Annotated in this window: 17 protein-coding genes; 9 read left to right on the forward strand and 8 right to left on the reverse strand. The window is 59.6% G+C overall.

What is annotated here, in order from left to right; translation table 11 throughout:
* Positions 1-81: 81 nt before the first annotated feature.
* The 3 genes from ACIPLA_RS09050 to ACIPLA_RS09060 all read left to right on the forward strand — a co-directional run bounded on the left by ACIPLA_RS09050 (position 82) and on the right by ACIPLA_RS09060 (position 2,200).
* Positions 82-360, forward strand: coding sequence for a hypothetical protein (locus ACIPLA_RS09050; protein ID WP_123357718.1), 279 nt, complete (start codon positions 82-84; stop codon positions 358-360).
* A 44-nt stretch (positions 361-404) separates the two neighbouring features.
* Positions 405-1,172: a CHAD domain-containing protein gene (locus ACIPLA_RS09055; RefSeq protein ID WP_401172982.1), complete on the forward strand. Its 768-nt coding sequence runs from the start codon at positions 405-407 to the stop codon at positions 1,170-1,172.
* A 230-nt stretch (positions 1,173-1,402) separates the two neighbouring features.
* Positions 1,403-2,200, forward strand: coding sequence for an acyl-CoA thioesterase II (locus tag ACIPLA_RS09060; RefSeq protein ID WP_218397539.1), 798 nt, complete (start codon positions 1,403-1,405; stop codon positions 2,198-2,200).
* Here the strand turns inward: ACIPLA_RS09060 and ACIPLA_RS09065 are convergent, their stop codons facing one another.
* The 3 genes from ACIPLA_RS09065 to ACIPLA_RS09075 form a co-directional block, all read right to left on the reverse strand.
* Positions 2,201-2,569, reverse strand: coding sequence for an Mpo1-like protein (locus ACIPLA_RS09065; RefSeq protein ID WP_008071687.1), 369 nt, complete (start codon positions 2,567-2,569; stop codon positions 2,201-2,203).
* Between the two features lie 202 nt (positions 2,570-2,771).
* The gene (locus ACIPLA_RS09070) at positions 2,772-4,253 is read right to left on the reverse strand and encodes a methyl-accepting chemotaxis protein (protein ID WP_218397536.1); all 1,482 of its coding nucleotides are present in this window, start codon (positions 4,251-4,253) and stop codon (positions 2,772-2,774) included.
* A gap of 206 nt (positions 4,254-4,459) precedes the next feature.
* Positions 4,460-5,269, reverse strand: a complete 810-nt coding sequence (locus ACIPLA_RS09075) for a TatD family hydrolase (protein ID WP_038982195.1) — start codon at positions 5,267-5,269, stop codon at positions 4,460-4,462.
* 236 nt (positions 5,270-5,505) lie between these two features.
* Between ACIPLA_RS09075 and ACIPLA_RS09080 the strand changes: the two genes are divergently transcribed.
* The 3 genes from ACIPLA_RS09080 to ACIPLA_RS09090 all read left to right on the forward strand — a co-directional run bounded on the left by ACIPLA_RS09080 (position 5,506) and on the right by ACIPLA_RS09090 (position 8,034).
* Complete coding sequence (locus ACIPLA_RS09080) at positions 5,506-6,927, forward strand: transglycosylase SLT domain-containing protein (protein ID WP_401173016.1); 1,422 nt, start codon at positions 5,506-5,508, stop codon at positions 6,925-6,927.
* 103 nt (positions 6,928-7,030) lie between these two features.
* Positions 7,031-7,465: a DoxX family protein gene (locus ACIPLA_RS09085; RefSeq protein ID WP_123723181.1), complete on the forward strand. Its 435-nt coding sequence runs from the start codon at positions 7,031-7,033 to the stop codon at positions 7,463-7,465.
* Between the two features lie 260 nt (positions 7,466-7,725).
* Entirely contained in the window at positions 7,726-8,034 is a 309-nt protein-coding gene (locus ACIPLA_RS09090; RefSeq protein WP_052964043.1) for a hypothetical protein, read from the forward strand.
* Positions 8,035-8,048: 14 nt separating this feature from the next.
* On the opposite strand, the gene ACIPLA_RS09095 is transcribed toward ACIPLA_RS09090, so the two are convergent.
* The 4 genes from ACIPLA_RS09095 to ACIPLA_RS09110 form a co-directional block, all read right to left on the reverse strand.
* On the reverse strand, positions 8,049-8,912 hold the full coding sequence (locus ACIPLA_RS09095) for a hypothetical protein (protein ID WP_401172983.1): 864 nt from the start codon (positions 8,910-8,912) through the stop codon (positions 8,049-8,051).
* Between the two features lie 172 nt (positions 8,913-9,084).
* The gene (greB, locus tag ACIPLA_RS09100; RefSeq protein ID WP_123501220.1) at positions 9,085-9,582 is read right to left on the reverse strand and encodes a transcription elongation factor GreB; all 498 of its coding nucleotides are present in this window, start codon (positions 9,580-9,582) and stop codon (positions 9,085-9,087) included.
* A gap of 45 nt (positions 9,583-9,627) precedes the next feature.
* Positions 9,628-12,132 (reverse strand): ABC transporter permease, encoded by a 2,505-nt coding sequence (locus tag ACIPLA_RS09105; protein WP_401172984.1) that lies wholly within the window; start codon positions 12,130-12,132, stop codon positions 9,628-9,630.
* Positions 12,132-12,815 carry an ABC transporter ATP-binding protein gene (locus ACIPLA_RS09110; protein WP_007899869.1) on the reverse strand — a complete coding sequence of 228 codons (684 nt, stop codon included), beginning with the start codon at positions 12,813-12,815 and terminating at the stop codon, positions 12,132-12,134. The genes ACIPLA_RS09105 and ACIPLA_RS09110 overlap by 1 nt, the downstream gene beginning before the upstream one ends.
* A 10-nt stretch (positions 12,816-12,825) precedes the next feature.
* Here ACIPLA_RS09110 and ACIPLA_RS09115 point away from each other — a divergent pair, with 10 nt between their 5' ends.
* The 3 genes from ACIPLA_RS09115 (at position 12,826) to ACIPLA_RS09125 (ending at position 14,992) form a co-directional block, all read left to right on the forward strand.
* The gene (locus ACIPLA_RS09115; RefSeq protein WP_192344074.1) at positions 12,826-13,431 is read left to right on the forward strand and encodes an arylesterase; all 606 of its coding nucleotides are present in this window, start codon (positions 12,826-12,828) and stop codon (positions 13,429-13,431) included.
* Positions 13,432-13,487: 56 nt separating this feature from the next.
* The gene (locus ACIPLA_RS09120) at positions 13,488-13,781 is read left to right on the forward strand and encodes a hypothetical protein (protein WP_008075246.1); all 294 of its coding nucleotides are present in this window, start codon (positions 13,488-13,490) and stop codon (positions 13,779-13,781) included.
* A gap of 239 nt (positions 13,782-14,020) precedes the next feature.
* Positions 14,021-14,992 (forward strand): L,D-transpeptidase family protein, encoded by a 972-nt coding sequence (locus tag ACIPLA_RS09125; protein ID WP_218397523.1) that lies wholly within the window; start codon positions 14,021-14,023, stop codon positions 14,990-14,992.
* Positions 14,993-15,115: 123 nt separating this feature from the next.
* Here ACIPLA_RS09125 and ACIPLA_RS09130 read toward each other — a convergent pair.
* The coding region (locus ACIPLA_RS09130; protein WP_401173017.1) for an alanine-zipper protein at positions 15,116-15,211 on the reverse strand (96 nt) is incomplete at its 5' end.

Raw genomic sequence — 15,211 nt, forward strand, 5'->3', positions numbered from 1 at the left:
TTCCACTGCGGGTCCAAGGCACTTTTCACGCGCCAGGCCGTCTTAGCTGCACGACTGTTTATTATCTTTGAGGTGTGAGTGATGAAAGCCTGGATCTGTGTGCCGTTGATTGCCCTGGCACTCGCCGGTTGTGCCGGTAAAACCGCTTACCGTGACAGCTGCGGGAGCCAGCTCGACGCCGCCTGGCATGAGCTGGACCTGGCCAAGGTCGAGGGCTTTGCCGGGACAGTCAGCTACTCCAAGGCGCTATCGTTGCTGACCGGCGCCAAGACCCAGCAACAATTCGAAGCCTATGAGGGTTGTACCAAGAAAGCCGAGAAGGCGCGCTTCTACATTCGTGAGTCTCGCGCCGGCCGTTGAAGCATGCTATAGCCAATGGGGGTATTCGATTCAGGGAGCAAGCGATGTCTGCCTTGGTTGATCGGTTGGTGGCTCACGTTCTGAGCCTGGACATTCGCCTGCTCGCCTGTCAGGCACGCTTGAGTGCCCGAACCGACTCTGAAGCGCTGCACGATCTACGCACCACTGTGCGGCGTTTGCGCAGCCTTCTGCGACCCTTGCGCGGTTTGCCTGGGGTCGAGCAACTGGAAGCGGCGGCATCCCGGGTTGGTGACCTGACCACGCCGTTGCGCGATCGCGAAGTGCTGGCGGCGTACCTGCTGCAGCACGATCAACCCGAGGCCGCGCACCGGCGCATGGCGCGGATGGACGAGGCTTATCCCGTCGTCGCGGCGAGCCCGGAAGTGGCGCAGATGCTGATGATCCTCGATGCCTTTCCGCGTTTCCTGCGCGCTTCTCAGCGTCAGGGTTTGCTCAAGGGCTTGCGCAAGCGCATTGAAAAACGCCTGGGCAAACAGTGGAAGAAACTCGACCAGGCTTTGCATGATCCCGCCCATGACCGCCATCGCCTGCGCCTGCTGATCAAGCGCGTGCGCTATGGCATCGAAGCCTACCCCGAACTGGATCGCTTGCCGGAAGCGGCCCTGCCCAGACTGAAATCGGCGCAGGCAGCCTTGGGCGATTGGCACGACAGTTGGCAGTGGCTGGACCGCGCCAAAGAAGAGCCCGATTTGCAGCCTTGTGTCGCGGTCTGGAAAACCACCTTGGCCGAGGCCGAAGCACGCGCCGACCGCGTCCTCGACAAACTCAGCGCCGCCTGCTTCAAATCCTGAACACACTAAAGATCAAATGTGGGAGCGGGCTTGCTCGCGAAGAGGGCATAACAATCAACGTAAATGTTGAATGTCAGACCGCTTTCGCGAGCAAGCCCGCTCCCACATTAGTTTGTGTGTTCAATGTTGGCACGGCTCATCTGTCAGTGATTTTGGCCGGAATAAGCGCTGTATCGGCTTTGCGTGCTGGTTAAGATCGTTCCATCCATTTTCTTGCCTCTGAGGTTCCCATGCACTTTTCCGATCTGCTCGACGCTGTGCGCAGTCAGCCGCAGGAGCTGTCTATTCCGGCGGAATGGGGCCAGGGCCGGGCGAGTTTTGGCGGGCTGATAGCCGCCTTGCAATACGAAGCCATGCGCGCAAAAGTCCCGGCGGATCGTCCGGTGCGTTCGCTGGCAATCACCTTTGTCGGCCCGGTCGAAGCCGATGTGCCAGTCAGTTTTGAAGTCGATGTGTTGCGCGAAGGCAAAGCTGTCAGCCAGGTGTTGGGCCGGGCGATACAGAAGGGGCAAGTGGTGACGTTGGTCCAGGGCAGCTTCGGCGCCTCGCGACCTTCCGAAGTGGCGGTGACGGCTAACGCCGCGCCCGAGATGAAGCACTGGGACGACTGCCAGGAAATGCCCTATATCAAAGGGGTGACCCCGGAATTCATGCGTCATTTGGCAATGCGCTGGAGTGTCGGTGGCCTGCCGTTCACCGGCAACACTTCCCGCGACATGGGAGGGTGGGTGCGCTTGCGTGGAGAAGGGAAGGACGAGGTGGTCAGCGAGGCGCATATTCTGGCGCTGGTCGACGCCTGGCCGCCGTCCTTGTTGTCGCATCTGAAGAAGCCGGCGGCAGGCAGCACGCTGACCTGGACCATCGAATTCGTCCAGCCGTTGCTCGCGTTGAGCACACTGGACTGGTGCAAGTACCTGGTGGAAGTCGAGTATGCCGCTGACGGCTACGGGCACGCCGCCGCGAAACTGTGGAGCGAAGACGGTCAGTTGATCGCCATGAGCCGGCAGACCGTCACGATTTTCGCCTGATCAGTGACGACGGCGGTGGCGTTCACGCCAGGCGCGCCACCAGCCGCCACTGAAGAAAAACCGTGGGAAGGTCAGGAACTGCTCGACCAACAAGCGTGATACCGCATCTTTGCGATCACTGAAGGGCTCGGAGGCTTGCGCCTCCAGGCGATGACCTTGGCGCTGCAGACCCAGGGCGGCGATCAGGCCGATAACGCCGATCGCGATACTGGCCAGATCCAGGCTGAACACCCCCGAGACCATCAGCAAAAACGCCACGATGAACAGCGGCACGGCAATCAGGTGCAACACCAGATTGGTCGGGTGCTGGTGATTATGCGGGTACGCTCGCCATTGCCAGGCGGGAAGGTTGGGGTGACGTTTGCCCATGATGCTTATCCTTGGTTCGATGAGGCTCTTGAACAAAGAATAGGCCGGGCGAAAGCCGTCGGCGAATCGAGGCTGGCTATCGGCGCAATAGGTGTGATGGTCAGGATTGATGTTGCTCGGTCTGACGCCTTCGCGGGCAAGCCTCGCTCCTACAGGTACAGCGGCGCCCTTGTAGGAGCGAGGCTTGCCCGCGAAGAGGCCCTCAAAGCTTGAGCTGCCCAATGGCCTTGCTCAATTCCCCCGCCAGCATCGCCAGCTCATTGCTGGTGATCGCCGAATTCACGGTCTGCTGCACGGTATCCTCGGTGACGTCGCGAATGCTCACCACCGCCCGATTCATTTCCTCCGCTACATGGCTCTGCTGCTCGGCCGCCACTGCGATCTGCGTATTGCTTTCACGCATCTGCGCCACCGCTCCGGTGATTTCGGCCAGGGCCACACTGGCTTCCTGAGCCTGCTGCATGCAGTCGTCCGCCTTGTACGAGCTTTCCTGCATGAAATCCACGGCGTCCCGAGTGCCGGCCTGCAGCGCTGAAACCATGGTGGTGATCTCGTCGGTGGACGCCTGGACTCGCTTGGCCAGGTTACGCACCTCATCGGCGACCACCGCAAACCCGCGGCCCATTTCCCCGGCCCGGGCCGCTTCGATGGCGGCGTTAAGGGCCAGCAGGTTGGTCTGTTCGGCGATGCTGTGGATCACGCTGACCACGCCGTTGATCTTCTGACTGTCCTCGGCCAGACGCTGAATCATCTCGGCCGTTTGCTGCACGCCGGTGGACAACCCGCCAATCGATTTCTGCACCCGAGTGACCACTTCCTGGCCGCTGCCGGCCAGGGTATCGGCGGTTTGCGAGAGGTCGCGGGTGGCGCCGGCGTGTTGGGCGATGTGATGGACCGTGGCGGTCATTTCGTTGATCGCTGTGGCGGCCTGATCGGTTTCGCTTTGCTGACCGAGCATGCCGTGACGCACCTCGTTCATGCTCGAGGCCAGCCGCGCGGCGCCGACATCCAGTTGCCGCGCAGTGCTGGCGACAGTGTTGACCACCCGCTGGTAACCGGCCTGCATGGCGTTGAAGGCATTGGCCATCTGTCCGACTTCATCCTTGCAAGCCAGCGGCACACGGGCCGACAGGTCGCCGCTTTTCTCGACATGGAGCATCACGTCTTTCAATGTATTGAGCTGGCTGAGCAGGAAGCGGATCAACAGTTGCGACGCGCCGAGCATTGCCAGCATCAGAATGAATACCGCTACCGCATAGTGGGTGAAGCGTTCGCCGAACACTTGGCTCAGGCTCGGGCCATGGGCAATCACCGCGATTTGTTGGCCATCGGGGCGAGTGAGTACCTCGGCGCCCATCAACGGGTTTTCACCGAACAGCGGCATAGCGTTGATCTCGACCCAACCATTGGTATCGGTCAGCTCCAGCAGCGGTTGCCCATTCAGTAACGGCGCCTGTCCGCGATTGAAGGTCAACAGGTTATCGGCCTTGGGCAGCGGTTGCCCGGCAGGCCAGGCATTGAGCAATCGCGCCTGGGCCTGAGCCGAAGCCTGGGCGGCGTGGCTGCGGGCCTGTTGTTCAAGCTGCACGGCGTACAGCACCAGCAACAGGGTGGTGACGAAGGCAACGGCGTTGACCGCCCAGAATTTGTATTTCAGCGAGATGTTGCTAAGCCAGGCACCCATGGAGGTCTTCTCTGATAGCGGAAACAGTTTTGGCAAGGTGCCATTAGTGTGCCGCTACTCAGGGGGGCGACTCTTGATATGGGTCAACATCCTCCGCAGTCCCAATGTGGGAGCGGGCTTGCTCGCGAAGACGGCGGCACATCCAACATCAATGTGACTGGCAGGCCGCTTTCGCGAGCAAGCCCGGTCCCACAGGGGATGTGTGGTTATTGAGGGATTGAGGGCAACCCGAAGAACGCCCGCGCACAGGCTGTGCTGTGTGCAGCCAAATCTTCCACCGTTTCCCCGCGATGCAACGCCACCTCACGCAACACTTCAGTCAGATACGCCGGCTCGTTGCGGCCATTCTTCGGCTTGGGGCGCAAACTGCGGGGCAGCAGATACGGCGCATCGCTCTCCAGCATCAAGCGCCCGCGTTTAATCTCTTTGACCAGTGGATGCAGGTGCGTGCCCCGGCGCTCGTCACAAATCCAGCCAGTGATGCCGATGTGCAGATCCAGATCGAGGTAGCTGAACAGCGCCTTCTTTTCACCGGTGAAGCAGTGCACCACGGCGGCTGGCAACTGGTCGCGGTAATCACGCAGGATCTCCAGCAATCGTTGGCTGGCATCGCGCTCATGCAGGAACACCGGCAATTGCAGTTCGACCGCCATCGCCAGATGTTCTTCCAAGACTTTTTCCTGTTGCGGGCGGGGCGAGAAGTCACGATTGAAATCGAGGCCGCATTCACCCACGGCCACCACGTTCGGCTCCTTGAGCAAACTGCGCAGACGCTGATCACTGTCGGCGTTCCAGTCGCTGGCCGAATGTGGGTGAATACCTGCCGTAGCGAACAGCCGTTGAGCGCTTTCGTCCAGTTGCTGGCACAGCTCCAGCGCCTGTTCACTGCCCTCGACGCTGGTCCCGGTGAGCACCAATTGGCAGACCCCGGCAGCATAGGCACGGTCGAGTACAGCCTGGTGTTTGTCGGCGAAACTGGGGTTGGTCAGGTTGACGCCGATATCGATGAGTTGCATGGTGCTACCTCGGACCAAAGGCCGGAAAGCATATCAGAGCTGTAGATTTATAAGAAAAGCCAAGAACTACAACCAGTTAAAGCTGTCTGTTGAGGCCGCGAGACAGGTCGGGTTGGTAGAATTGCCATCACTGTGCCACTCTCACGCACTTTGCCAGCGCTTCAGGCGCTCTGTTCCTGTCGCTCGACGTCATGAAATCATCCATGAAGTCGACCTGTATTCTTTCCGGAGAGTGGATGATTCGTCCCTCGGTTTTGTTACTGCTGTGTTGCTCGTTGCTACTGCCCATGCCGGCGGTTGCACGTCTGGCCGGGCCGTTGCAAGCCGTGCCGGCGGCCAAGGTCCGCGACCTGGCGGAGATTCGCAGCAGCCGCGTGTTGCGGGTGTTGGTCAACCAGAGCCGCAACAGCTCCGGTGAAGTCCAGGGCCAGGCCATCGGCGTTGAATACCACCGCCTGCGCGCTTTCGAACAATACCTCAATGGCCATGCCCGCGATGGCCAGGAAATCACCCTCAAGATCATTCCCAAAGCCAAGGATCAACTGCTCGGCGCGTTGCAGCGCGGGGAGGGTGACTTGGTCGCGCCGGGGGAATTACTCGATCCGCAATCGGGCCTCGCCGTCAGTACCAGTCAGCCGATTGCCAGTAACGTGCCGTTGCTGCTGGTGGGGATTAAAGGCGAACGACGTTACACCCGTCTCGAACAACTCTCGGGCAAAACCCTCGCGCTGCCCACCGGCAGTGCCGCCGGGGATGCGGTCAGTCAGATCAATCAGAAGCTCGCGCTGCACAAACTGCCTCCGGTGAAGATCGAGTGGGTCGATCCCAGCCTGGCGGTCGAGGACGTGCTGGAAATGGTCCAGGGCGGGATCTTTCATCTGACGATTGTCGAGCAACCGATTGCCGAACGTTGGGGCAAGATCCTGCCCAAATTACGCTTCGATCGACAGGTCCTTATAAGCGAGCCAGGCGAGGAATACTGGTTTGTGCGCCGCGACGCTTCAATGCTGCGTTCGAGCATCGATCGCTTCCTGACGACTTACAAGAAACCGTCGGACCAGGATGCGGCGTTCCTGCGGATCTATCGACGCCTGTATCAAGTGCACTATCCCTTGGCCAAGACCGATCGGCAGCGCCTGGAAAAACTTCGCCCGGTGTTGCAGAAACACGCTGAAGCCCAAGGCATGGACTGGCTGAACCTGGCAGCGCTGGCCTTCAAGGAGTCGGCGCTGCAACCCAACGCCAGAAGCGGTAGCGGCCCCACCGGCCTGATGCAAATCACCCCGTCCGCCGCCCAACGGGTTGGCGTGAGTAATATTCAAAACCTCGACGCCAATGTGCAGGCCGGCGCCAAGTACCTGGCGATGATTCGCCGCAAGTTTTTTGCCAGCCCCAAACTCAATGAGCGCGAGCGCATGGCGTTCGTGCTGGCGGCCTACAACATGGGGCCGGAGCGGGTTCAAGGCATGCGCGCTGAGGCCCGGCGGCGCGGCTTGAATCCTAATCAGTGGTTCTTCCAGGTCGAGCGCATTGCCATGGAGCAGGTGGGAATGGGGGCTGTCAGCTATGTTAATAGCGTGAACAAGTATTACTTGGCGTTCGATCGGGAGCGGGAGTCGTTGGAGCCCCAGGGGCAAAAAGTGGTCTCACGGAAATGATCGACTAATCTGATTGTTATGGTGCGTTTTTTGCGCTTTTAACATGAGTTTTACTGATTAATATAGCGGCCAACCAACACACACTCACAATGGATGACACAGCATGAGCACTCTGATCAACAAGGTACTGTTCACTCGCGCGGGCTACGGTCTGACGATTCTGCGCATTTTCGTCGGCATCATCTTCGCGGCCCATGGCTCTCAGAAACTCTTCGGTGCATTCGGCGGCTACGGCATTGCCGGCACCGCGCAGTACATGGAAAGCATTGGGCTGGCACCCGGTCACCTGATGGCGATCCTGGCGGGTGGTACCGAGTTCTTCGGCGGCCTGGCGTTGATCATCGGTCTGCTGGTGCGCCCGGCAGCGCTGGGGCTGACCTTCCTCTCGCTGGTGGCCATTTTCACGGTGCACATCAGCAACGGTCTGTTCATGGCTAACAACGGTTATGAGTTCGCCCTGGCTTTGCTCGGTGGCAGCCTCGCGGTACTGATCGAAGGGGCAGGCAAGCTGTCGGTAGACCGCGCCATCACCGACTGACCGCCCTGGCTCGACGAAAAGGCCTGCATTGTGCGACGCACTGTGCAGGCCTTTTTTGTTGTGCGTGATTCTTGACACTGTCTGGTCAGCTTCTCTAGGATGCTGCCCATGCGCCGATTTAAACAGCTACTTGCGGGGCGCCAGGTGACTCATTCAGTTGCCGATAGAAGCTTGAAACAGGCTTCGAAATACCGCTAAAGCGCTGGTTCGGTGTTGCCTCTCACCTGCCATGCAGACTTTTGAGGCAGAGACACGACACAATGAATGCATTAAGCCCCGTTATACGCCCCGCGCCGATCACGGCACACCTCACTCAGCGCAATCCAAAAATCCTGCTTGGCGGTAAACATCAGCCGACGCTTTTGCGTTACCTCGATGGCTGGCCACGTCGTACCGGTGGGCCTGCTGCCTTCCTGATTCAGTTTGTCGACGACGGCGAGTCACTGGCACGGTTTGCCAACGACAGTTTCGATCTGGCGGTGATTCTGGCACCCAACGCCGAGGATGCGCCTGAAGTGATCAGGCAGCTGACTCGCGTGGCTCGCCAAGGGTTGATTACTCGCCGCTGAAAGAGGCCTGCGTGTCATTGTGGGCGTTTTTTTTGCCTGCCGCGAAATTGATTGGCGTGCAAGCAGTTCAGGATAATTCGACTGCGGGTTGTCCAATCGGTATTGATAATGAAGAACTTCTGGATATAACTATTTTCGTCATTCGATTCAAACCAAGTATCTATTTTGTTACTGAAATCGTCGGGTACAAAGAGTGGTAAAACGTATTTGGCGCATTGTATTGAACGCAGCACATAAGAAGGTTTGTATTGCGTGGCGACCTCGTCCATAAAGGCTTTAAGTTGTTGGGTGGTCATGACATTGTCGCCAGACCATTTTTGTTCCACTCCGGGCCAGAAGTCGGAGTTTTGAATGAAATGATTATAAGCAACGACGACCGTTTTTCCTGGGTGTTGATTCCATAGTTGGTCAAGCGTCAAATGGCGCAGATCTTTAGAGATGGATCTGTCACCGATTTTACTATTGATAAGTTCACGCAACTCCTGATGAGCCTGTGGGGTAAAGTTCTTGAACTCGTGAAAGTCCAGAATGAAAATTTCCCGCGCCCGGGCCGATTTGGTTGAAGGCGTATCATAGAAGTCATTCACCATGTCTAGGATATCGACGCTGACCGTGCGTCCGGACGACGTCTTGTGGAAAATCTGGAAGCGGTGTGCCCGGCCGATAGGCTTGTCGCTATAGAACTCTACCCTTAGGTCCAGCACCCGTACGCCGGCGGCCACTTGCTCCTGAGGGCTGACATCTTGTGTGATCTCTTGAGGAAAAAATGCGTTCGTCGCTTTTTTGTCAAAGCCTGAGTCATGCGACCCCGGCAGAATAAGTTCGTCGATACGCAAGTTGCCGATATGTAGCGTATTGTTCATCCAGCGATCAAGCATGTTATTCATTCCTTTGAATAAAGTTAACTGAGTAAGTGAAGCAGGCATCCGTCAACAAGATTGTCAGTTGTCGGGTTGTCTGGCGGCTTGATAGTTGCTCTTTGTTGTTTTTAAGTCAAGTTGGAAGGCGGGGATGTTTGCAGCTTATTGTTTCGAAGTTGTAGGTGGGGTGTTACGGGTAGTTGATGTCTATAATATAAACGCACTGTTCGCCAGTCGGTGTTTGCACTCGAACTTCGGCATCCAGCGCTTTGCCGATCAGGGCGCGGGCCAGCGGCGAGTCGATACTGATCAGCCCTTGTTTCAAGTCTAGTTCATCTGGCCCGACGATGCGATAGCGCGACTCTTTGCCTTCTTCATCTTCAATGGTGACCCAGGCGCCAAAATAGACTTTGTTCGGATCGCTGGGCTTCTCGCTGACGACCTTCAGTGCTTCCAGCCGTTTGGTGAGAAAACGCACGCGACTGTCGATCTCGCGCAACATTTTTTTGCCGTAGGTGTACTCCGCGTTTTCCGAGCGATCGCCCTGTGCCGCCGCCTCGCTGACCGATTGCGTCACTTGCGGTCGGCGCACATGCCAGAGTTCATGAAACTCGGCCCGCATCCGCGCTTCACCTTCGGGGGTGATCAGCGCGGTGCCAGCGGTGCGGGGAGGGCGATAACGGCTCATGGCGACTTCTTGTGGTTGAATACGTGATCAGAGCGCTTGAGTTTATCAACCCTCGCGCAAGACTGTCAGGGGGCTGGCATTAAGAGCGCGGCGTGTACCGAATACACCGGCGCCTCCGATCAACACGGCGCCGATCAGCGGCAACACCAACAGCCATGGATGCGGATGCCAAGGCAGGTCGAAGGCATAACGGTAGAGCACCAGGCTCACCAGTTCCGAACCCAGTGCCGCCAACAATCCGCTGACCGCGCCGAGCAGGCCGAACTCGATCCGCCGAGCCCTGACCAGTAACTGTCGTTCGGCACCCAGCGCTCGCAGCAATGCACCTTGGCGAATGCGTTCATCCAGCGTTGCCTGCAAACCGGAGAACAGCACCGCCATGCCCGCCGCCAGCACAAACAACAGCACGTATTCCACCGCCAGGGTGACCTGGCCGAGAATGCTGCGCAGCTGCGCCAGCAACGCTTCGACTTGCAGAATGGTCACTGCCGGAAAGCTTCGGGACAGATCGACGATCTGCTGATCGTGACCGGGCGCCAGGTAGAAACTGGTCAGGTAGGTCGCCGGCAAGTCCTTCAGGGTGCCGGGCTGGAAGATCATGAAAAAGTTCGGCTGGAAGTTGTCCCAGTTGACTTCCCGCAGACTGGTGACTTTCGCTTCCCGATTGACCCCGCCAACGGTGAATACCATGTGATCGCCGAGCTTGAGCTTGAGGCTTTCGGCGACTTTACCTTCCACCGATACTCCCGGTATTTCATCCGATGGTTGCTGATCCCACCAGTTGCCGGCGGTGAGTTTGTTGCCCTCCGGCAGGTCGGCCGCCCAAGTCAGGCTCAGGTCGCGTTGAATGGCTCGATCACCGGCAGAATCCTTGCTGACGATGTCCTGCACCGGCTCGCCATTGACGCTGATCAGCCGTCCCGGCACCACCGGATACAGCGGCGCCGATTGTGCCGACAACTCCATCAGTCGATCGGTAAAGGCCTGCTTGTCCGCCGGCAGAATGTTCAGGGCGAAGTAGTTCGGGGCATTTTTTGGCAACTGGTTTTGCCAGGTGTCGAGCAACTCGCCACGCAGCAAAGCGATCAGTGCCATGGACAGCAGAATCAAACCGAAGGCCAGGGCTTGACCGGCCGCCGCCAGTGGATGGCGCAGCAGTTGGCCCAACCCGAGGCGCCATGGCAATTCGGCGCGCGCCAGCATCCGGCGCAGGCTTTTCAGTAGCAGAAACAGCAAGCCGCCCAGCACCAGTGCCGCGATCACACCGCCGCCGAGCAGGGCGAAAGTCAGTAACAGGTCCAGGCTCAAGCGCCACATGATCAGGCCGAGGGCGCCCAATGCCGCGCCATAAACTATCCAGCTGCTGGACGGAATCGGCAGCATGTCGCGACGCAACACGCGCAACGGTGGCACTCGACCCAAAGCGGCCAATGGTGGCAGGGCGAAACCGGCCAGCGCCACCAGCCCGGTGCCGATCCCCGCAATGGCCGGCAGCAGGCCACCCGGTGGAACATCGGTCGGCAATAAATCATGCAGCAATGCAAACAGCCCGAGCTGCGCCAGCCAGCCGAGCAGGGCGCCGCTGACGCTGGCGAGCAATCCGAGTACGGTCAGTTGCAGACTGAACAGCGCCATGGTTTCCCGACGGGACAGGCCCAGGCAGCGCAGCAATGCGCTGGCATCGAAGCGGCGGGTGGCGAAGCGTGTCGCCGACAACGCCACCGCCACGCCGGACAGCAACACAGCCACCAGACTGGCCATGTTCAAGTAGCGTTCAGCCTTGCCCAGGGCGCCGCCGATCTGCCGATTGCCATCGCGAGCATCCTGGATACGCTGGTTGGCCGCCAGGCCTGGCTTGATCAGCTGCCGATAGGTTTCCAGCGCCGAGGCGTTGCCGCGCCAGAGTTCGCGGTAGCTGACCCGGCTGCCGGGTTGCACCACGCCGGTTGCCTCAAGGTCGCTGAAGTTGATCAGCACCCGTGGCGTCAGGCTGTAGAAATTGCCGGCGCGATCCGGCTCGTAGGTCAGCACTCTCGCCAGCGTCAGGGTTTTCATGCCGACGTCGATGTTGTCGCCGATCTTCAAGTCCAATGCGGTCAGCAGTCGCGCTTCGACCCAGGCTTCGCCGGGTTTCGGTCCGCCACCGGGTTCTTCCGGCGCGAAGGGCGCGGGGGCGCTTTTCAGTTCGCCACGCAATGGGTAGACGTCATCGGCGGCTTTGATACTGGACAGCTGAATGCCGTTGTCGGTGGCGATGACGCTGGAAAACTCCACCACTTGAGCGTGTTCAAGGCCCAACTCCGTGCCGCTTCTGATCTGTTCCAGTCGCGCCGGTGAGCTGCCGTCGAGCACCAGATCGGCGCCGAGAAATTCGGTGGCGCGCAGCATCATGGCGCCGTTCAGGCGGGCACCGAAGTAACCGATTGCGGTACTCGCCGCCACGGCCACCAGCAAGGCGAAGAACAAAACGCGCAACTCACCGGCACGGGCATCGCGCCATAATTGGCGCAGGGCGATACTGAACAGGCGCAACAGCGGCAAGCGTGCCATCAAGGCTCCAGAGGGGCGACCAGCAGGCCGGCTTCAAGGCGGATCAGGCGCCGGCAGCGATGTGCCAGGCGTTCATCGTGGGTCACCAGCACCAGGGTCGTGCCGCTTTCCTGGTTGAGTTCGAACAGCAAATCGCTGATGCGCTCGCCGGTGTGGCTGTCGAGGTTGCCGGTGGGCTCATCGGCGAACAGCACGTCGGGCTCGGCGGCGAAGGCCCGGGCAATCGCTACGCGCTGCTGTTCACCACCGGATAGCTGGCGCGGCGAGTGGGTCAGGCGTTGGCCCAGACCGACCCGTTGCAGCAGTTCGGTGGCGCGCTCACGGGCGTCTTTGCGGCCATCGAGTTCCAGCGGCAGCATGACGTTTTCCAAAGCGTTGAGACTGTCGAGCAGCTGGAATGATTGAAAAACAAACCCCACATGCTCGGCGCGGATGCGTGCGCGTTGGTCTTCATCGAGATTGCTCAGGCCTTGCCCGGCGAGGGTGACTTCACCGCTGCTCGGCAGATCGAGGCCAGCGAGCAGGCCCAGGAGGGTGGATTTGCCGGAACCGGAGGCGCCGACGATGGCCAGGCTATCGCCCTTGTTCAGTTCCAGGCTGAGTTCGTGCAGGATAGTCAGTTCACCTTCCGCGCTCGGAACCACTTTGCTGAGGTTCTTCGCGGTGAGAATGCTTGCGCCCATGGAGAATCCGATGCGTGTGTGGTTTTTGAGTGCTGGCCTGGCCTTGATGTGCATGGCCCAGAACGCAGCGGCGGGTACAGTCCTGATCGTTGGCGATAGTATCAGCGCCGGTTTCGGCCTGGATACCCGCTTGGGGTGGGTGTCGTTGCTCGAGCAACGGCTCAAGCGCGAAGGTTTCGACGATAAGGTGGTCAATGCATCCATCAGCGGCGACACCAGCGCCGGAGGCCGGGCGCGCCTGCCGGCGCTGCTTGCAGAGCATAAGCCTGAGCTGGTTATCCTCGAGTTGGGAGGTAATGACGGCCTGCGCGGAATGCCGCCAACACAATTGCAACAAAATCTTGCGTCGATGATCGACAGCTCCCGCGTCAGTGGCGCCAAGGTGCTGTTGCTGGGCATGCAATTGCCGCCCAATTATGGCGTGCGCTACACCCAGGCCTTTGCCGAGGTTTTCACCAAGGTGGCCGATGAGAAAAAGATCCCGCTGGTGCCGTTTTTTCTCGACGGTGTGGGCGGTCATCCGGACCTGATGCAAGGCGACGGCCTGCACCCGGCTGCGGCGGCTCAGGACAAGTTGCTGGAAAATGTCTGGCCGACACTGAAACCGCTGCTTTGACGCTTTTCTAGCGGCGGTGTTTCGGCTAAGGTGGCGCCCCCGATTTGGAGCCCCCGATGCCGCGTCCTGCCTGGTCCCTATTTGCCTACCAACTGATCGAGCCTGACGAACAGCTGGATCTGTTCGCCTGCCAGGAAGTGCGCGTGCATCTGGTGACTCGTCAGTTGGAGTTGGGCGGCTCGGTGGACCGAACCTTGTGCGGCAGCCTGTTGCCGGCGCAGCCGCGCTGGTCGAGCGTCGACCGTACCGTGTTCCAGGACCAGCGCCTGTGCTCGCTGTGCCGGGCCATTCTGGAGTCGCAAAAACGCGGCACCTCGCCGATCTGGCCTGAGTTGCGGTTCGAGCTTTAGGGCCCCTTCGCGAGCAAGCCCGCTCCCACATTAAAATGTTCAGTGAACGTGTGGGAGCGGGCTTGCTCGCGAAGGCGGCTCCCCATGCACCTCAAGGGTGTGGGCAAAAATCCATTTGCGGAAATTGCGCCCCCCAAGTGCCTTGCATCGCCTGTCACTTCTCGACCTCCCCGAAATAACGGGCAGCGGTGTACAATCCCGTTTTTATACCCTTGTCGATCATGCGAAGGATTTTCCGGATGTTGCCGCGCTTTCCCGCCGTCACCCGCTGCCTGTCTCTTGCCGCCCTCTGTGTCGCGGGTCCGGTAGCAGCATTGGAGCTACCCCTGCCACCTCCCGGTGAAGACATCATCGGCCAGGTGCAAGTGATCAAGGCCAAGTACGAAGACACCTTCGCCGACCTTGGCACCACCTACGATCTGGGCTACTCGGAAATGGTCGCGGCCAACCCTGGGGTCGATCCATGGCTGCCGGGCGCCGGGACCGAAATCGTCTTGCCGACGCGTTTCATCCTGCCGCCGGGCCCCCGTGAAGGCATCGTCATCAACCTGGCTGAATACCGTCTCTACTATTTCCCGAAAGGCCGGGACGTGGTGTACACCTTTCCGTTGGGTATCGGCCGTGAAGGCTGGGGCTCGCCGATTGCCCATACCACCATCACCGCCAAGACGCCAAACCCGACCTGGACGCCTCCAGCGTCGATCAAGGCCGAGCACGCCGCTGATGGCGATCCACTGCCGAACGTGGTGCCGGCCGGCCCAGACAACCCGCTGGGGCCGTTCAAGTTCACGCTTGGCACTCCGGGCTACCTGATCCACGGTTCGAACAAGAAATTCGGTATCGGCATGCGCACCAGCCACGGCTGCTTCCGCATGTTCAACAACAACGTGCTGGAAATGGCCAGCATGGTGCCGGTCGGGACGTCGGTGCGGATCATCAACGATCCATACAAGTTCGGCCTCAGCGCCGGCAAGGTTTATCTGGAAGCGCACACGCCGCTGGACGATTCGGGCAACCCTTCGGTGGTCGACAAGCACACCGCAGTGATCAATGCGATGCTCAAGCGTGAGGACATCACCAACAACTTGCGCATGAACTGGGATGTGGTGCGTGACGTGGTTGCCGCTGAAGATGGCCTGCCGGTGGAAATCGCCGTGCCGAATGCATCGGCGTCGATGGTAACGAGTGCGCCGATCGACCTGCAGCAGTAACGCTTTAAAGGAACCCGCCGACGCAGGCCGCGTCGGCGGGTTTTTTATGGCCTGCAGAAACAGCGGGCAATAAAAAAGCCGACCCAAAAAATGGGTCGGCTTGATAACAATCCCGAAGGACTATTACTTGCGGCTAGCTTTTTCCAGCATGCGCAGAGCACGCTCGTTAGCTTCGTCAGCAGTCTGTTGTGCTTTTTGAGCAGCCGCCCGCGCGTCATC

It is taken from the genome of Pseudomonas sp. NPDC086112, assembly GCF_044746425.1.
Classification (GTDB): Bacteria; Pseudomonadota; Gammaproteobacteria; order Pseudomonadales; family Pseudomonadaceae; genus Aquipseudomonas.